The sequence below is a fragment of the Rhodopirellula islandica genome, from assembly GCF_001027925.1.
In the GTDB taxonomy this organism is placed as follows: domain Bacteria; phylum Planctomycetota; class Planctomycetia; order Pirellulales; family Pirellulaceae; genus Rhodopirellula; species Rhodopirellula islandica.
Genome location: NZ_LECT01000028.1, coordinates 15762 through 35325, shown reverse-complemented (window position 1 = coordinate 35325; position 19564 = coordinate 15762). Strand labels below are relative to the sequence as shown.

The window sequence follows — 19564 nt, the reverse complement described above, 5'->3', positions numbered from 1 at the left end:
ACTGAAAACCGTTCATTGAAATCTTTCTCATGACTGAATCCCAACCCAAACCGAAGACAGTCGCGGACGACAAAAAAGTCCACGGTGTCGTCGCCGAATTCACGGATGTCGATTCGCTGCTGGCGGCTTGTCGTCGTGTTCGCGACGCGGGCTACACCAAAGCGGATGCGTTCACGCCATTCCCGGTGCACGGGATCGACACGGCCCTGGGAATCAAACCCACCATTTTGCCATGGATCTCTTTGGCGGCGGGTTTGACTGGTACCACGATCGCACTGTTGATGCAGATCAGCTTGAACGGTCAAACGGAACTGTTCGAAGGCATTCAGTATCCCTACATCATCTCGGGCAAGCCTTTCATCTCCTTGCCGGCGTTCATTCCGGTGACGTTTGAGTTGACGATTTTGCTGGCGTCGTTCGGAACGTTCTTTGGGATGTGGGCCTTGAATGGTCTGCCCCGGTTCAGCAACCCGATGTTCACCAGCCCACGATTCGATCGTGCGACGGACGACACGTTCTTCTTGTTCTTGGATGCCAAGGACTCGCGATTTGACGAAGCCGGTGCGAAGGCCTTGCTGGGCGAACTCGGCGGTGAGTTTGTGGAGCCTGTGCTCGAGGATGACTCGTCCAAAGTCATTCCCAAGGGACTGCTGATCACCCTGGCGACCGTGATTTGCCTGTCTTCGATTCCAGCTCTGGCTGTGTTGCGGATGCGAGTGACCAAAAGTGGTTCGCCGCGTTTCCACATCTTCCCCGACATGGACTTTTCGCCCTCGAAAGACGCTCAGCAAACAACCAGTTTGTTTGCCGATGGCCGCGCGATGCGTCCTGATGTTCCCGGAACCGTTCGCCGCGGCGAAATGGATTGGGATTTGAACTTCAAGACCGGCATCGACATGGACGAATTGGCCAGCATCGATGCCCCACGTGCTGCTCAGTTGGTTGCTCTGCAATCCGATGTTGCCGTGGATGAAGAAGACGAGGTGGCAGCTGAAGAGCCTGCCGTTGAGGAACAGACCGCAGACGAAGCGGCGACGGAGGAACCAGCCCCTGCTGGCGAGACCGGCGAAGCTTCCGAAAACACTTCGGTCGCAGCGACCGCGGACGACACACCTTGGTTGACTGAGAATCCACTCGAGCTGAGCGAAGAAGCTCTGGCCCGTGGTCAACAACAATTCAACATTTACTGCTCCGTCTGCCACGGCATGAACGGGCGCGGAAACGGCTTGGTCAATCGCCGAGCTCAAGAGATTTTGGCGACCACGTGGACGCCACCGTCGAACATGCATGACCCAACGCTGTACTCGGACGTTTACCCCGACGGCAAGTTGTTCAGCACGATCACCAACGGTGTCCGCAAAATGCCAGGTTACGCTTCGCAGATCAAAGCCAAGGATCGCTGGGCGATTGTGGCCTATGTGCGAGCGTTGCAGACCAGCCAGGACGCGACATTGGAAGACGTTCCGGGATCACAGCGATCGAAGATCGAAAAAGAACAGGCCGACGTTCAAGCGAAGTTGAAAGCCGCCGCCGAAGCCGAAGCAGCCAAGGCGGCAGAAGCCGCCGACGCCGAGTAGGTCGCTTTTGTGATCGGCAGGCGGGCAACCGCCCCAGCCGAGAAACGCAAGCGTCCGACGCCGGACCACCCGGCATCAAACCAGTCATCACATCACTTAGTCTCAGCCCTCACATCTCCCATGTCACACAAAGCGGTCGCTATCAAGCCTGCCGATGACCCGGCATTTCAACTTCCCGCCTCTTTGGCTGGGTTGTCGTTGCCCATGATCATCGGGGGCATCGTGGCACTGGTCGGCGGTGCGTTCTTCTCCAACTCGGCCGTCGGCGGTCGATTCGGGATGTCATCGTACTTGGTGGCTTACATGTACTGCCTGACCCTTGCGATTGGGTCGTTGTTCTTCGTTTTGATCCAGCACCTGTCGCGTGCGGGATGGAGCGTCGTGGTACGACGCGTCGCGGAGCTGATGATGATCATGGTCATTCCATTGGCATTGCTGTTCATTCCCATCGCGGTCTCGGCCTACACTGGATCGTTGTATGTGTGGTCCGCCGAGGGTTACCAAGCCGAGCACGGTATCCCGAGTGCGATTTGGGAGCAAAAGGAACGTTGGTTGAACCCCAATTGGTTCGTCGCTCGGTCGCTCATCTACTTGACCGTTTGGTGTGGCATCGCCGCCTGGTATTACCGCGGTAGCCAACGCCAAGACGAGACGGGCGAGATCACGATCACTGAAAAGCTGCAAGCTCGCAGTGGCCCTGCCGTCATCGCGTTTTCGTTCTGCACATCGTTTGCTGCGTTTGATTGGGTGATGAGCCTGGCTCCAATGTGGTTCTCGACCATGTTCGGGGTGTACCTCTTCACCGGCAGCATTCTGTCCGCGCACTGTGCGATCTGCTTGTTCAGCTTTTTGCTGCAGCGAGCCGGTGCGATGCGAGACGAAGTCACGGTCGAGCACTACCACGATTTGGGCAAATTGATCTTCGGGTTCATTTGTTTCTGGGGATACATTTCGTTCAGCCAATACATGCTGATTTGGTACGCCAACATCCCTGAGGAAACTCACTGGTTCTACACACGGTCGACCAACGGGTGGTTCAACGTCTCGTTGGTGCTGATGATCCTGCACTGGGGATTGCCGTTTGCTGGCACGATGAGCCGCCACGTTCGGCGTCGCCCTTGGCTGATTTCCTGCTGGGCGGCTTACATCTTGGTTTTGCACCTCGTTGACCTGTACTGGATCATCATCCCGGAAGCCGGAATGGGCTTGGGCGGTGCAGCCGGAATCATTGCGACACTGGTTTGCGTGATTGGAATGATCGCTCTGATGTTGGGTTTGATGCTCAAATTGGCCGCTGGAACTCGTGTGGTGCCGGTTCGCGACCCTCGCTTGGGTGAGTCGCTGGCATTCGAAAATTTCTAAACCGATCTGCGTTTTGCGGCAATTTGCCGCTGTTCGGACCCCACCCATCTCCTTTCTACTGAATCCTTACTCATGGCAGCCTACGACGACCTCAATGTCAAACGAATCGCGGTCATCAGCGTGATCTCGATCTTGGTCACTGCGGTTACCGTGTTAGCGGTCCAGGTCCTGTACTTCGCGATGGCGGACATTGTCGATGAACGCAAGGTTCAATCGGCTTCGTATTCCCGCCAGAACGCGGTGCTCGCGGACCAATCCGCTGAGATTTCGCGTTACGGCGTGGATCCGGAAACGGGCAATGTGACGATTCCCGTCGAAGACGCGATGAAGAAGATGGTCAAGAAGGCCGGTTCGCAAGACGAAGCCTGAGACCACGACCCTTTCAACCCATCCCTCCCCAGCGATCCACTATGAATACGCTCGTTTCCCGCCGAATGACCAACCGCTTGCCACTGGCAAGTTGGGTGTTCGTGGCCGGAATGTTCGCGTTCGTGGCTGGCGTCGGATCACCTGTGTCGGCTCAGCCCAGCACGGGGGCCATGGAACAGGGAGCACCGGTTCTGCTGAACGATGGTGTGCCAATGGGAGTGGAGAACGTCACCGTGGAGCAGCGTTTGGGCAATCAACTGCCCGGCGACATGAAGCTGATCGATTCGAAGGGCCGCCAATTCACGCTGAGTCATTACCTCGATGGTGAACGTTCGCTGATTTTGACGCTGAACTACAGCAACTGCCCGATGCTTTGCAACGTGCAACTGAATCAGCTCGCTCAATCGCTCGACCAGATGGACGACTTGAAGATTGGTGAAGATTTTCAGTTGCTCAGTGTCAGCATCGACCCGACCGAAACCGATCAACGACTTCGCGACACGAAGAAACGATACGTCGAACAAGTTCCTTCGCATGAGAAGGCAGAAGAGGGATGGTCGTTCACACGAACGACAAAGGCCAACGTGGAACGCTTGGCCAAAGAAGTGGGCTTCTCCTACAAGTACAACCCCCGCACCAAAGAGTACGCTCACCCGGCGATGCTGGCGTTTGTCTCACCCGACGGTGTGATCACGCGTTATTCGCTTGGCGTTGCCTTTCCCCCGGACCAGATGAAGTTGGCGTTGGTCGAGGCTGGTCAAGGCAATGTGGGCGGGATCGTCGATCAGTTTGTGCTGTGGTGTTACAGCTATGACCCAAACGAAAACAGTTACGTTCCGCAGGCTTGGAAGCTGATGCGTTTGGGCGGTGGGATGACGATCACTTTGCTCGGGTTGGCGTTGCTGCCTTATTGGCGAGGCCGCAAAGGTTCGCCAGCCAACGCCACCGACGACGAAACACCTGACGGCAACATCAACTCAACCGCGGGTCCCGATGGCACATCGGAACCGGCACCTTTGAAACCAACGCAGTGGCATTTGCACGGGAATGCCGACTGACGATCGCTTGCGACCTCAGCAAGACCAGACAACCGAATCCACTGCGACCTGAAAATCATTCACTCAAATGTTTCCTGCAATCGAATCGCTCGCCATGACGTTTCCAACTTTGTTGGCTGACAAAAACGCGGACTTTTGGTTTCCCATCCAAGGTTCATCGTTCGCCGAAGAAGTTGATTGGGTTTATGACCTGATCCTGTACATCAGCTTGGCATTCTTCGTGCCGATGATGGTGTTCATGGTTTGGTGCCTGTTCAAGTACATCAAGGCTCGCGGGACCAAGGCTGAAAGCCAACTTTCGCACCACACAACGCTGGAGTTGACCTGGTCAATCGGGCCGTCGGTGTTGTTGGTCTGGATGTTCGTTCAGGGGTCGATTTCGTTCCTCGACATGCGGAGTCCGCCAGAAGGTTCCTACGACATCGGTCTCCAAGCCTTCAAATGGGGTTGGACGATGGATTACGGGAACGGCACGTTCCACCCCGAATTGCACATCGTCAAAGATGAACCCACCAAGCTGTCGATGCGCAGCACCGACGTGATTCACAGTGTGTTCATCCCCGCCTTTCGCGTGAAGAAGGACGTTGTGCCGGGTCGGTACAACTACATGTGGTTCCAACCGACCATTGCCAGCGAACAGATCAGTGACGAGCAACTTGCCAAGCTGAAGAAGCAAAACGAAGGCACCGCCTGGGACTACGACAAAGTCCACACCATCGAAACCGAAGATGGTGAAAAAGAGGTGCAAGTCACGCCCGAGGGCTACACGTTCTTCGACCTGTACTGTGCCGAGTATTGCGGCACGAACCACTCCGAAATGCAAACCGTGGTCGTCGTTCACGAAACGCAAGCGGACCTGGACGCCTGGATCAAGGCGAACAGCAGTCGCGGTGAAGTCTCGATGGAAGAGTGGGGCGAGTTGCTCTACGGCCGTCGTGGTTGTTCCGGTTGCCACTCGGTCGACGGTTCGAAACTGGTTGGCCCGTCCTTCAAGGACGTTTACGGCAGCCAGCACGGATTGACCACCGGTGAGAATCAACTCGTCGATGAAAACTACGTTCGCGAATCGATTCTCGCACCCAAGGCGAAGGTTGTCGCGGGTTATCAACCTGTCATGCCGAGCTACAAAGGGCAGCTCAGCGACGACGACATTGCCTCGATCATCGCTTACTTGAAGTCGATCAGTGCCAACGCATCGTCGCAACCGGCCGCCGCCGAGGCTGAACCGGAAGCAGAATCCGCCGAATAATTCGTTTAGAGATTCAGGCTGATTCGGTAAACTGACTGAAGCCTTTTCAAAGCACACCCATCACCGACACGTTTTACGGTCTCCAGAAGGGACGCCAATATGTCCAATGCAACACTCCCTGCGGGCGCTCGCGACCCCGGTTATCCAACCGAACGCGAAAACTACCTGACCAACTCCTCGGGCATCCTCAGCTGGGTGTTCACGCTGGATCACAAACGCATCGGGATGATGTATTTGATCGGCGTGGTGAGCGCGTTTGCAATCGGTGGTTTGCTAGCCCTTGCCATTCGTTTGCACCTGTTGAAGCCCGATGGATTGTTGTTCACGGGCGCCGAAGGCAACAACATCTACAACCAAGTGTTCACCCTGCACGGGGCGATCATGGTGTTCTTGTTCATCATCCCGAGTATCCCGGCGGCACTGGGGAACTTCCTTGTGCCTGTCATGCTGGGTGCGAAGGACGTTGGTTTTCCGCGGTTGAACCTCAGCAGTTTCTATCTGTGGGTGTTTGGGGCGTTGTTCTTCGTGAGCGCCTTGTTTAGCAGCGGGTTGGACACCGGTTGGACGTTTTACACGCCCTACAGCACAACGACTGACACCTCGGTGATTTTGGCCACCTTGGGTGCCTTCATTCTGGGATTCAGTTCGATCTTCACCGGTCTGAACTTCATTGTCACGATCAACACGATGCGTCCACCGGGCATGACCTGGTTCAAGATGCCTTTGTTCCTGTGGGCGACTTACGCGACCAGCATCATTCAGGTGTTGGCAACGCCCGTCCTCGGGATCACGTTGTTGCTGCTGATCGCAGAACGCACGATGCACATCGGGATCTTTGATCCTGAATTCAACGGCGACCCGGTGACCTACCAGCACTTTTTCTGGTTCTACAGTCACCCCGCTGTGTACATCATGATTCTGCCAGCCTTCGGGATCATCAGCGAATTGATCAGTGTTCACAGTCACAAGCACATCTTTGGCTATCGCTTCATCGCCTACTCCTCGATCGCGATTGCTCTGTTGGGCTTCTTGGTCTGGGGACACCACATGTTCACCGCAGGCATGAGCTCGTTGACCACCATCGTGTTCTCCGCGTTGACGTTCACGGTTTCGGTGCCGTCGGCGATCAAGGTGTTCAACTGGTTGGCGACGATGTACAAGGGCTCGATCAGCTTGACGACGCCGATGTGTTACGCGATCTCGTTCATCTTCTTGTTCACGATCGGCGGTTTGACCGGCTTGTTCCTCGGAACCTTGGCGACGGACCTGCACCTTCACGACACGTACTTTGTGGTCGCTCACTTTCACTACGTGATGGTTGGTGGAACGTTGATCGCTTTCCTCGGTGGTGTGTTCCACTGGTGGCCGAAGATGGTCGGGAAGCTCTACAACGAAACTCACGGGCGAATTGCCTCCCTGTTGGTCTTCCTCGGATTCAATGGCACCTTCTTGCCACAGTTCGTCTTGGGCAGCCGCGGGATGCCTCGTCGTTACGCGACTTACGATCCCGAGTTCGCGTTCTTGCATCAGCTCAGCACGTTTGGTGCTTTGTTGCTCGGAGTTGGTTTGCTGTATGCGTTCATCGTGCTGATGGTTTCGCTGGCCAAAGGCCGTCGTGCCCCTGCCAACCCCTGGGGTGGCGTGACGTTGGAATGGCAATGCACCAGCCCACCGCCGTACTACAACTTTGAACGTCCACCCGTTGTTGGCGATCCATACGATTTCCACAATCTGGAATGGGACGCTGAGAACGAGCGATACGTCATGACGGAGCCAGAACGCAAACTGGTTCCTGAGTCCACGCCTGATGAAGTTCCCGCCCATGCTGGCGGCCAAAAGTAGTTGAGATCTGCCCTGCGTCGAATTGTCCATCTTGATGGATCGTGCGACGTTCGGGGGCACTTGTTATAAATCCCGCGGCATCGGATTGGTGCCGCTTTCCGTTTTGAATCAGTTCACACGTCGGCCCACCGCTCATGGCAACGATCGACTCCGTATCTTCACCAACCGATGCTCACGCGGATGATTCGCATGGGCACGATCACGATCATCCATCTTGGTTGGCGCACCATTTCGAGACCCCCGAACAGCAATTTGACAGCGGCAAGCTGGGCATTTGGTTGTTCCTGGTCACGGAGATTTTGTTCTTCAGTGGAATGTTCTGTGCGTACGCCATCCTCCGAATGCTTCGACCGGAAGTCTTCGAGGGTTGCAGCCAGTTCCTGAACACGAAATTGGGTGCGATCAACACCGGTGTGCTGCTATTCAGTTCGCTGACGATGGCGTGGGCCGTTCGCTGTTCCCAAACGGAAGAGCACAAGAAGTTGGTCGCGTTGATCGCGACCACGCTGTCCTGTGCGATGGTCTTCCTGGGTGTGAAGTCGATTGAATACTCGCACAAATGGGGCATGGGATTGCTGCCGCCGGGAACGTATTTCTACAGTGCTGCCAACGAGCACCCGACCGCCGCTCAGATGGTGGAGTTGCACGGCTTCTCGGAGTCGACGGCGTTCTTCCTGACGAACAGTTTGTATTTCCTGTGTGCTCCGTTTGCGTTGATCGCAGCGGGCGTCTTCATTTGGTTGGTTGTCTCGAAAATCTCGGGCAATGCCTTTCAGTACGCTTGTGCGAAGCCACTGTTGGTCGTCGCTTTGAGCTTCTTCGGGGGCGTTGGACTGGGCACGATTCTGGAGTCCGGTGGCGAGCATCATGGTGATGAGCATGTCGCTGCAGCTGGCGATCATGCCGATGCGGAACACGGCGACGCAGATCATTCGCACGCCGTGGCGACCGTTGATCATGCAGAAGAAGTCGCGGACGAATCCGACGCCAACATGGTCCAAACGCCTTTGGGCGATGACTACGCGGCGGTGAAGCTGCTCGCTGAAAACGAAACCAACACCGGTCTGAAGGACTTGGTGGTCGCGGAACAGACTCAGCAAACCATGGCTGAAGGCAAGATTCTGAAGGATTCATCCACCAGTGACGCGGGGATCTCCACTATCCCAGGTAACGTCAACACACCACGACAAGCCGGTGTGTTCTTTGGGATTTACTACTGCATGACCGGTGTTCACGCGATTCACATTTTGGCTGGGATCGGTGTGCTGGTTTGGCTGTTGATCCGTGCGATCCGCCAAGACTTCAATCGACACTACTTTGGCCCAGTTGATTACGTCGGCCTGTACTGGCACATCGTCGACTTGATCTGGATCTACCTGTTCCCACTGCTGTACCTGATTCGCTAGTTCAGCCGCGGAGCAGTTCATTCGCATTCCTCCTCATTCAACGACCTCTCGAAAGTTGCAATATGTCTGACCACGGACATTCCGCGAACACCGATTCGGCACACTCGCACGACGGCCATGCCGAGGGCGATTTCGCGCACCCCATTCCGTTGCCGCTGCTGTTCGGTGTGTTCATCGCACTTGTTTTTCTGACGATCGTGACCGTCGCTCAGGCCAACTTCGACTTGGGCAGCATTGACATTGCGATTGTGATGTTCATCGCCACCATCAAGGCGGTCTTGGTCGCTTTGTTTTTCATGCACTTGGCGTTCGATAAACCGTTCAACCTGATCGTGTTCCTGTCGTCGTTTGTGTTTGTCGGCTTGTTCGTGACCATCACGTTGAGTGATGCGAAGATGACGTCTCCGGCCAACGAGAACATTGTCGACGAAGTGCCGGTTGCGGTTTCCGTCGATTTGTAGTGAAACCCTGTCCAGCGGATATGAATGCCGCTTGGCGCGGATCTGAAATCAGCCCGGCACTTTGTGACCGGGCTTTTTCGTGTCGAGGCATCTTCAACGCGACCGGCTGCGCGTGATTCCCCCTAACAGACTGGGTGGATTCACCTCCTTTTTCCAAGCTGGTTGGACTGCGAGGTGTTTTTTGGCCGGAAAGGTTGACCGAAATTGCCTAAGCTGTTTTCTTGGCGTATGTTTGCAGGTTCAGACATTTCTTCAGGAGAAAATCAGCGATGCGTTCTTTGTCCGGTTCTGTGTTGGCTTTGTTGGCAGCAGTGAGTTTGGGAACCTCCTTGGCGAGCAGTCCCGCAAGAATTGTTGCGGAAGAATGGAGCCCGGTCGTTGTGCCGACTGGTGAGTACCGAGCTCAAATTCAGGCGACGCCCATTGCCGAACGCCCGGGTCGATTGTTCCATGTGTATGGCAACACTGTTCGCTGGGTGGAGAGCGCTGAGCAAACCCCATTGACCTACCGTCCACTTCGACGCGTCGTGATCGGTACCGATGGGGTGCAATCCGGACGTGGGACCAGTCGCCCATTTGGTCGTCGCTAGTCATTTGGGGCGGCCTGCCGTTCAGATCAAGGGACTCAATGCGGTCCCTCTCTCACCAGGCTGTTGATTCAGTGCGTTTCGCAGATTGAGCAATCAGCCGAGGGACGCTAGCGTGGACTGCGAAATCGTTGCTGTTGGCGTTCTGATCGCGAAAGCAATTTTTCTTCCGGCTTCTGTCTTTCTTCATCCCTACCGGGATAAAAACTTGCGCAAACGCATGACCGCCACAAGCCCAATGATTTAGCAGGCCAGCGCTCGCTCACGAATACCGAAGACGAACCGGACGCTATCGCGTTCCAGCTGACTCAATCAGCAAGCCGTCACGCGGCGGGCTAGGATTGCCAAGCACTTTGGATGGGAACCGCTCAATCAACGAACCGTCGACGAGTTTCTCGACTCGCAAGGGAAGACTGCGGTGGTCTGCCAAGCCGGTCGGCAGGAGTCTTTCGTTGATTGCTCAACGGTTGGTCACACCGATTCGATTCGTGCGGTGAATTCGCGAAAATCTTCGAGGGTGTCGATCCCAGGCGCCGACGACTCGACGGGAGTGACGACGATCGTTTTGCCCGCTTCGATGGCCCGCAGTTGCTCGAGTTTTTCGATTTGCTCGAGCCTTCCTGGCGGTTGCATCGCGAACCACAGCAAAAAGTCTCGGCGGTAGGCGTACAGTCCGATGTGCTGCCAGTAATTCGCTGGTTCCGCATTCAGCAAGGCGTCGGTCAATCCATCGCGAGGATGGGGGACAGCGGCACGGCTGAAAGTGATCGCTCGCTGGTCATCGCCCAGGACCGCTTTGACACAATTGGGGTCTTCCACGCGTTCGCGATCGCGAATGGGGCAGGCAGCGGTGGCAATGTCTGCCTCGGGATGTTGCATCAGCAATTGGGCGACCGCATCGATTGTCTTGGGATCGATCTCCGGTTCGTCGCCTTGAACGTTGATGAAGATATCGATGTCTTCATGCAGCAGGGCGACTTCTGCAATCCGGTCGGTTCCGCTTTGGCACTCGACGCTGGTCAGTCGAGCTTGTCCACCGAAGGAATCGACTTCGGCGGCCAAGCGTGGATCGTCCACTGCGACGATGACTTCCTCGCTGACGGAGCATCTCATTGCGGCTTCGTAGGTGTGCTGCAGCACGGATTTGCCACCCGCTTGCAACAGCAATTTCTGGCTGAGGCGGGACGATGCCAAGCGAGCGGGAATGACGATCATGGACTTCATGGTGGTTCCGATGGCTTGGGGGAAACGAGTCAATGGATCGGTGAAGTGGACTTAGGGCAATCCGGGGTGGCATCAGTGGAATCGAAGCGGATTTGAGATGCAAACGCCGTTGTTCGCAGCACAAGGCTCGTTTTGGAAACGCTCCGGGATGAATCGCGTGTGTTGCCTCCCTGGAGTGTTGAATCCGGTTAGAACTAGAGCACCTCGGATGAGGCAGTGCTGATCGCAACCCGCTCGATTCGTCAACAACAGGTTTTTCATGTCTGGTGCAGAGCAAACAACGGACCAGAAATCTCCGGCGATATGGTGGGCGACGACGGGCGACATCAATGCTTTCTTTGGATTGATGCTCGACAACGTGGCGGGGTTGTTGTTGATGACCGCGTTGTTGGCGGGGTTTGGATTGCCAGCGGAGTTCACGGTCACGCACATGGTTCCCGGCACGGCGCTGGGGGTGATGCTGGGTGACATCGCGTTCTTCTTCATTGCCTTGCGGATGGGACGCCGGCAGAACCGAGACGACGTGACGGCGATGCCGCTGGGTTTGGACACGCCGTCGACGTTTGGGATGATTCTGTTGGTGTTGGGGCCCGCGTTCTTGGCAGCACGGGCGGGTGGAATGACGGAGTTGGAAGCGGCTCGTCACACTTGGCACATCGGGATTTGGTGCACAGTGATGTGCGGGGTGTTGAAGCTCATCTTGGCTCCGTTCGGGCAAGTCGTTCGGGATGCGATTCCGCGCGCTGGCTTGTTGGGTTCGTTGGCTGCGATCGCATTGGTGTTGATCAGCTTTTTTCCTCTGACCCACATTTTGGGTTCGCCCCTGCCAGGTTTGTTGGCGCTGGTGATGGTGCTGGGGACGTTGATCGCTCACCTGCCTTTGCCCGGTCGAACCCCGGGGACGCTGGGGGCGTTGATCGTTGCCGGAAGTGTTTACTACTTGTTGTGTTTGCTTGGAGTGGCCGGGTATGAATTTCCGACGACTCAGCCGACCGTTTGGTTTCCGACCCAGTGGATGGAATCGTGGCAGGGGACATGGTGGGGCGCGTTTCCCGATGCGGTTCCGTTCTTGCCGTTTGTGTTGCCGTTCGCATTGGCCACGGTGGTTGGTGGGATTGATTGCACGGAATCCGCCGCCTCGGCGGGCGATGAATACGATGCACGCACGGTGTTGGGCGTCGAAGCCGTGGCGACCTTTTTGGCCGGGCTGTCGGGCGGTGTGATTCAAACCACACCGTACATCGGTCACCCGGCTTACAAAGCGATGGGTGGCCGGGCGGCGTACACGTTGGCAACCGCGTTGCTGGTCGGGTCAGCGGGAATCGTTGGTTACTTTGCGTTGTTGAATGCTTGGATCCCCGCGCCGGCGGTGTATCCGATTTTGGTGTTCGTTGGGTTGGAGATCACGGCGCAAACCTTCACCGCAACGCCACGCAAGCACTACGCGGCGGTCGTGATCGCTTGCCTGCCCGCGCTGGCGTATTTAGCGATGAGTTTGCCAGATCGAATCTTTGGGGATTCGTTGATGCTCGCAGGTGGGCACACGATGGATTCGCTGGTGGGCGGTCCGTTGAAGCATGACCTGCAGACCTTGCGAATGCTCAGCAACGGTTTCATCGTGACCGGGTTGCTGTGGTCTTGGACACTTGCGTCGATGATTGACCGCAAGCTGATTCGGGCCGGCGTTGTGATGCTGGGGGCCGCGGTGTTGACCTGCTTTGGCGTGATGCATTCGCCGATCGTGGGCAATCGCTTGTTCGTCCCGTTTTTGTTTGGCGAATCAAGCTCGTTGGGATTGCCGGGCGAGCATGTTGCCAAGGTGATGGAATACGTGGCGGGGTACGCGATCACAGGTGGGTTCTTGATCGCATGGTCCTGGTTCCTGCCGAAACCTTCCGCCGCGGACGATTCGGAAAGGAGCAGTCATGAACCGGCCGGCCTATCCGAGGTCAAGCCGTCATCCTGACGGGCACGTCGAAGTCAGCACTAGGCGGCACGCCGAATCGTGCTTCGCTCGGGAACGATGTGACATCCCAGCGTCTCGATTTCGAGTTTGAGCAGTCGGGCGACGACGTTGCTCGTCGAGGGGCGTTCGAGCGGATCGGGGGACACCATTTCTTCGATCAACTCAGCGACGGGTTCGACGCTGCGGGACTGAGTGGGCTCGGTCAACGCCAACGTTTGCAGCAGAATCTGGCCGAGGGAGTGCACATCCATGGCTGGCAGGGCGGCTGTGTTTCCGGCGGCCAGTTCTGGAGCAGCGTATCCCGGGGTTCCACGGAACAGAGGCGGCATCGGCGAATGAATTCTCGCAGCGTGCCCCAGATCGATCAGAGTCACATGTCCCTGGGAATCGACCAGCACGTTGTCGGGGTTGATGTCGCCGTGAATCCAGCCGTTTTGATGCAGGGCCTGCGTGGCTTGTGCGAGTTGCCGGGTCCACCAGAGAGCGACCGGCAGCGCGAATTGAGGGATTTTTGAAATTCGATTCGTCAAATTCATGGCGTCCAAACGAGGCATCACCACGTAGGGGGACGTGCCATGGGCGGATTCGTCCAGGATCGGCATCAGGTTGGGGTGTGTGATCCCTGCGGAGGCGATGATTTGAGCGAAACGTCGAGCCGGTTGGATGGCCGGGACGCTTGCGTTGCCTGTCAAACTGGCCGTTTTCAAGACGTAGTCCCAGCGTGGGCTGTCCGCGGCATCGGCGGGTTGAGCGAGAAACAACTCCGTCCCCTGGCCCTGGGCGATCGATCTGCCGACCCGCCAAATGCCCAGGATTCGTTGGGAAAACGGGCTGTTCATGGAGCAGGTGGGCGTCTCGGCGGCCGAAGTCGATTTTGAAGACGCGCGGGATTTGCCAAACATGAGCGATCCAAACAGGAGGCGAAGAGATCTGGAAGCGGACAAACGGATTGGTCCGGAACCGAGAGTGACATCGACTAGGTCGATGGTTCCGGTCGAATCGACTCCTGGCGACCGGAAAAGTCCGCCAATTCGGCATGATTGCTGTCCCAATCGCTGGTTTCAGCGGGTCCAATGGGGGCTGGTTGTGCGGGTTGTAGGAGGTGGACGATTCATTCGGGGAACTTTGTCGATCGTGTTGACGTCACAAAGTATGCATTTCGTTGACACCGCATCGCCCCTAACTAGACTCGCTGTCGCGGTTTGCTGTTTGTGGCCACTTCCGCATCGTCACGGAAACGCCGTCAGGTGTGTGACAGCACTGCTTCCCCTTTTCTGGTCCCCAGGGGCCCATCCTGCCAGAGACCCTCGATGATTCATCGTCAGCCTTCTCAACCGTCGTCGGATTGGACTTCTCAAACCGCTACGGAGCGAAATCCATCCGATTCCAACGCGGGCAAAGGACGCTCGAAACGCCGCAGCGACCGGCGAAGTAAACGAACCCAGAAACGCCGTCTGATGATGGAAGGGTTGGAAACCCGCCAGCTCTTGGCGGCGGGTGGCATTGTGCCCAGTACCCCTGCCTTGGACGAGTACGACGGTCCTCGCAACGTCGGAACCGTCGCCGCCTTCCCGATGTCGGAATCGGAATCTCGTGGGGAAGTTGGCGAGAACGATTTCTTTCAGGATGCGGAGTTCCTGCCGTTGGGGAACGGTGCAGGGCAGCGTGACACAATCGACCTGAGTGGCACCGCTGGGATTTTCCCGCGTGGCAATTTGGGTGTCACCACCGACATCGACGTGTTCTCGTTCAATCTGGAAGCCGGCGATATCTTGGATGTCGCAACTTTGGGTGGCTCCGCTCAATTCACGGTGATGCTGCCCAGCGGCCAAGTTTGGTTCGCCGTGGACAGCGTCCTCAATGGCTCCACGACCCAGTTCAACACTTACCCCGCTGACTCACCGCTTCAAACTTTGGGCAACCAAGCCTTTGCTCAGATCGTTCCAGAAGACGGAACTTACTATGTGATGGTTTCGGGTGAGTCGACCAGTGTCGATTACACCTTGGGGCTGCGAACGTATCGCCCCGTGACCGAGAGTCTGCCAGTTGGAGAAGGGCAGGTCATCTTCTTGGACTTTGACGGCGGTGTGTTCCCACGGGCGGTTCTGCGAGAAATTTATGCCCCCGCTGGTGATCCAATCCTGGGTGGGGTCGCGTTCATCCCTGGCATCGAACAAACCTTGAGCGGATTGGGAGTGGTCAACCAAGCAGCGGGTGCCATCGAGAATTTGCAACTGTCGATTGCGGCTGAAGTGGAACGCATCTTCGAAGACGTGGGTGCCAAGAACATCAACGGCGACTACGACTCGACGGGCAATCCTGGCGACTATGGGGTCACGATCCTCAATAGTTTGCAGCACGCTGATCCCGGCAGCAATCCAAATGTGTCTCGTGTTTTGGTCACGGGAACCTCAACGAACTATGGCTTCGAAGCCACGGTTGCTGAATCCGTTGACGTCGGCAACTTCAAGCTCGACGAGTACGCCATTGTTCAGTTGGATACTTGGGTTCCGTTCGCTCAAGCGTTTCCCCGTTCGGCGGGATCGAGTGAGTTCGACGTGTTGGCGACTTACTTGGGCGGCATTGCGGCTCACGAAGCAGCCCACATCTTGGGCATTCGGCACACCGACGGCACCAACTTGGTCGCGAATGTCAGCGATGAAGGTGGCGACCCAATCGCCGATGATCAACTGGTCGGCCTTGGCCCTGACGGCATCTATGGCACGGCGGACGACATCCCTTCGTCCTTTGAAACAGACATCTTTTCATTGGTTGAAGGCATCTTCGGTACCAATTACACCGCTCATTCGATCGCCTACGGTTTGTCCACCGGAACGGTTGGCTCCGGTGCGACCGGACGGATTTTCAACGACATCAATGGCGACGGCACGTTCACTGGCGACTCGGGACTCAGTGGCGTCACTGTCTTCTTGGACGTCAACGGCGATGGCCTGTTGAGTTCAGCCGATCCTTCGACGGTCACCGCTGCCGATGGCACCTACAGCTTGTTCGGTGCGTCGGGCAGTTACAACGTCATCGCGATGACGCCTTCCAACTTCGTGGCAACGACCCCCGTCAGTCGTTCGGTGACTCTGGGAAGCAGCAGCACGCTGCCGAGCTTTGGTTTCCGTCAGTTGCTGTCGGATGTGACCGGCCGGAAGTTTGAAGATGTGAACGAAAACGGCGTCTATGATCCAGGCGAACCTGGTGTCGAAGGTGCCTACATCTATGCCGACTTGGACGGCGATGATCGTCCTGACTTGGGTGAGCCATTCGCGCTCACCGATGAGGACGGTTTGTATACGCTCGACTTGTCCGAGGTGGATTATTCCTACGCGATTCGCGAAGTCGCGGAGGCTGGGTTCGAAGCAACCGTTCCGTTGTCCGGCGAATACGTCGTCACGCCCGGTAGCGGACCAGCAGAGGGTTTCAACTTCGGTGGCCGGTCGTCTCGCGATTTTGGTGATGCTCCGGACACGTACGGAACCTTGAGTGCATCCAATGGTGCCAGCCACGGGATCCTCAGTGGTCTGACTCTCGGTGCCACGGTGGATCGTGAGAGCGATGGGCAGCCCACGGCCGATGCCACGGGTGATGGTGCCGACGAAGATGGCATCCTGTTCACGGGCCCCTTGGTTCCCGGAACGACCAGTTCCATCCAGGTGACGGTCAACAACACCACCGGTGGCCAGGCTTACCTGCAAGGTTGGATCGACGTCGACGGCAGCGGAACCTTTGATTCGGATGAACGCTTCATCACGAACCAAGTCCTTGCGACTGGTGTCAGCTCGGTTCCCTTGACTCTGCCCAGCTTCACTTTGCCGGCGAGCGGCCTGCTCGACACGTTTGCTCGGTTCCGTCTGAGCCAAGACACCAACATCTCGGCCACAGGTTTTGTTGATACGGGTGAAGTGGAAGACTATGCCGTTCGACTTCTGAATGACGGCGACTTGGCCAATGACGACAGCGTCTCGGTGCCTCGCAACAGCCAAGGCTTCCCGATCGATGTCCTGGCCAATGACTTCAACTCGGCGTCCAATCCGCTGACGATCACCACGCAGGGCACCGCCGCGACCCAAGGGGTTGTGACCATCAGTGCCGGTGCCGCTGGTCAGCAGCAATTGCTTTACACGCCACCAAACAACTTCGTCGGACAGGACACGATCCAGTACCGAGTCACTGACACGCAAGGCAACGTGGCAACCGCCACGGTCAGCGTCAACGTGACGTTCCAAACCGAAGACCCAATCGCTTTGGATGACATCTATCGCATCCCAGCGAACGCGAACAGCAGCGGCGGATTCCCGCTGAATGTTCTCGACAATGACATTGCGTCGAACGCTCCCGGTGGACTGACCTTGGCGTCTGTCACCAACGGAACCGCGGGTGGAACCGTGGTCTTGACCCAGAACAACCAATCGGTCCGGTACACACCTGCCGCTGGATTCACCGGGTCGGAACAGTTCATGTACACGGTTCAAGACAGCGAGAACAATTTCTCGACTGCGACCGTGACCGTCTCGATCAACCCGGACTCCGATGCCGATGACTTGGCATCGTTCACGTTGGAAATCTTGGACGAAGTCAACGACACGCCACGTCCAACCTTGCAACAAGGCGACATTTTCCGCTTGCGAGTCAGCGTGGATGATTTGCGGGACCTGCCTGGGCAAACGCCACAAGGTCTGGCCTCTGCATTCTTGGACGTGTTGTACTCCAGCGAGTTGGTGACGACCGTTGATACCAACTCCAGCGACGCGTTCCCCTTTGACATCACCTTTGGTCCTAAGTTTGAAACTCCTGGCAGTTTCCAACTCGGCAATTCACTGACACCTGGTCTGCTCGATGAAATCGGTGCGGCTCAGTCCATCTCGAACCTGTCGTCCGTCAATGGACCTGGTGACGACGTCGCTTCGCACACCGGACCGGCGGAACTGTTCACTGTCACGCTGCAGGCAATTGGTTCCGGCATTGCCGTCTTCCAAGCTGACCCATCTGATGCCGCGGTCAGCGAAACGATTTTGATCGAACAGTCCTCTGCTTTGGGCTTTGGCGAAATTCGCTACGGTTCGGTTGAGGTCGCGATTGCACCGGCGGGACCGAACTTCCCTTCGGCGTTGGATGATTCCTTCCCGGAAGGTCTCGATAGCAACGGATCGCTGATCACCAGTGTTTCCGAATCCGAACTGGACGTGCTCGACAATGACTTGTTGGGAACCAGTGGCGAAGTCATCTCCTTCGAGATCAATCAAGGTGCTGCCAATGGCACCGCACTCGTTCGCGACAATGGCACGCCCAACGATCCAACCGATGACTACATCGGGTACACCGCGGACATTGGATTCAGTGGTTTTGATTCGTTCACCTATGTGACCACGGTTTCCAGCCCAACATTCGGAATCGTCACCAGCATCGCGGAAGTGACCTTGGTCGTGGGAGCCAATCAGGACCCCTTGGCTGAGTTCGACTTCGAGTTGGTGGACGAATCGGGCAACCCGATTTCGACCGTCGCGGTTGGCCAACGTTTTGGTGTTCGTATTATCGCGGATGACCTGACGCAACGGGACCCCTATCCTGTCTTCGCTGGCTTCCTCGATGTCCTCTACGACACCGGACGCATCGTCCCGTCCGACACAATTTCTGGCGATGACTTTGGATTTGATGTTGAATTCGCGGACGAATTCAACTCCTCGGCAGCCGTCGGCGTCAACACGCGTGCCGGTTTGATCGACGAATTCGGTTCGCTCCGAAGTGACACTGGTCTCCCTGCAACCGGCGTCAGCCCCTTGTTGGCGACGCTGTACTTCGAAGCGGTTGCACCAGGAACGGCAACGATCACTGGTTCGCCAGCCGACCGGTTCCCATTCCAAGACACGTTGTTGGATGACCGCGACGAACGAGTTGATCCATCGCAGATCGTCTATGATTCACTGTCCTTCACGATCACCGGAAGCGGTGAGCCACTGCAGAACACGAACCTGCCAGCGGATGTGAACGGTGACAATTTGGTCACGGCCATTGACGCCTTGTTGGTCATCAACGAACTCTCACGTTTGGATTCCGCCGTTGCGGGCGAACCCGGATCTGCGAATTCGAGCCTGTACTACCACGATGTCAACGGAGACCGCCGCGTCAGTGCCATTGATGCTCTTCGAGTCATCAACTATCTGAACGAAGTCTCGGCCGGCGAATCAATTGCTGCTGCGGGCGAATCGATCTCAACGGGCATTCAAACGCTCTCCAGCGAAGCCTCGGATCAAGCGATCGGTGACTTGGCAGCAGAGTCAAAGGTCACGGGCGGAGCTGCTTCGGCAACCGATGCATCGTCCACCGGTGCAGTGGTGGTCGATAACTCCACGGCGGATTCGGACGACGACGATCTGCTGGACTTGTTGGCCGACGACGTTGCGGGTCTGTGGGGCTAACCCAGACCGGAAGTTCAACACCCAATCAAAAAGCGTGG

The 19564-nt window shown here is 56.8% G+C and carries 13 protein-coding genes; 11 read left to right on the top strand and 2 right to left on the bottom strand.

The window, feature by feature from the left end; genetic code table 11:
- The first annotated feature begins 29 nt into the window (after positions 1–29).
- The 9 genes from RISK_RS13790 (at position 30) to RISK_RS13750 (ending at position 9914) form a co-directional block, all read left to right on the top strand.
- On the top strand, positions 30–1577 hold the full coding sequence (locus tag RISK_RS13790) for a quinol:electron acceptor oxidoreductase subunit ActD (protein WP_047814897.1): 1548 nt from the start codon (positions 30–32) through the stop codon (positions 1575–1577).
- 120 nt (positions 1578–1697) lie between these two features.
- Complete coding sequence (locus RISK_RS13785; RefSeq protein ID WP_047814896.1) at positions 1698–2939, top strand: hypothetical protein; 1242 nt, start codon at positions 1698–1700, stop codon at positions 2937–2939.
- Between the two features lie 72 nt (positions 2940–3011).
- Positions 3012–3308 (top strand): hypothetical protein, encoded by a 297-nt coding sequence (locus RISK_RS13780; RefSeq protein ID WP_047814895.1) that lies wholly within the window; start codon positions 3012–3014, stop codon positions 3306–3308.
- 41 nt (positions 3309–3349) lie between these two features.
- The gene (locus RISK_RS13775) at positions 3350–4366 is read left to right on the top strand and encodes an SCO family protein (protein ID WP_047814894.1); all 1017 of its coding nucleotides are present in this window, start codon (positions 3350–3352) and stop codon (positions 4364–4366) included.
- A gap of 67 nt (positions 4367–4433) precedes the next feature.
- On the top strand, positions 4434–5615 hold the full coding sequence (locus RISK_RS13770; protein WP_047814893.1) for a cytochrome c oxidase subunit II: 1182 nt from the start codon (positions 4434–4436) through the stop codon (positions 5613–5615).
- 99 nt (positions 5616–5714) lie between these two features.
- Positions 5715–7457, top strand: a complete 1743-nt coding sequence (locus RISK_RS13765; RefSeq protein WP_047814892.1) for a cytochrome c oxidase subunit I — start codon at positions 5715–5717, stop codon at positions 7455–7457.
- A gap of 134 nt (positions 7458–7591) precedes the next feature.
- Entirely contained in the window at positions 7592–8863 is a 1272-nt protein-coding gene (locus tag RISK_RS13760; protein ID WP_047814891.1) for a cytochrome c oxidase subunit 3, read from the top strand.
- A 62-nt stretch (positions 8864–8925) separates the two neighbouring features.
- The gene (locus RISK_RS13755) at positions 8926–9324 is read left to right on the top strand and encodes a cytochrome C oxidase subunit IV family protein (RefSeq protein WP_047814890.1); all 399 of its coding nucleotides are present in this window, start codon (positions 8926–8928) and stop codon (positions 9322–9324) included.
- Positions 9325–9593: 269 nt separating this feature from the next.
- Positions 9594–9914, top strand: coding sequence for a hypothetical protein (locus tag RISK_RS13750; RefSeq protein WP_236696285.1), 321 nt, complete (start codon positions 9594–9596; stop codon positions 9912–9914).
- 468 nt (positions 9915–10382) lie between these two features.
- On the opposite strand, the gene kdsB is transcribed toward RISK_RS13750, so the two are convergent.
- Positions 10383–11135 (bottom strand): 3-deoxy-manno-octulosonate cytidylyltransferase, encoded by a 753-nt coding sequence (kdsB, locus tag RISK_RS13745; protein WP_047814889.1) that lies wholly within the window; start codon positions 11133–11135, stop codon positions 10383–10385.
- Between the two features lie 301 nt (positions 11136–11436).
- On the opposite strand from kdsB, the gene RISK_RS13740 reads away from it, so the two are divergent.
- Positions 11437–13101, top strand: coding sequence for a hypothetical protein (locus RISK_RS13740; RefSeq protein WP_047815051.1), 1665 nt, complete (start codon positions 11437–11439; stop codon positions 13099–13101).
- A 20-nt stretch (positions 13102–13121) separates the two neighbouring features.
- On the opposite strand, the gene RISK_RS13735 is transcribed toward RISK_RS13740, so the two are convergent.
- Complete coding sequence (locus tag RISK_RS13735; RefSeq protein WP_236696284.1) at positions 13122–14003, bottom strand: serine/threonine protein kinase; 882 nt, start codon at positions 14001–14003, stop codon at positions 13122–13124.
- A 408-nt stretch (positions 14004–14411) separates the two neighbouring features.
- Between RISK_RS13735 and RISK_RS13730 the strand changes: the two genes are divergently transcribed.
- Positions 14412–19526, top strand: coding sequence for an Ig-like domain-containing protein (locus RISK_RS13730; protein WP_047814887.1), 5115 nt, complete (start codon positions 14412–14414; stop codon positions 19524–19526).
- Positions 19527–19564 lie beyond the last annotated feature (38 nt).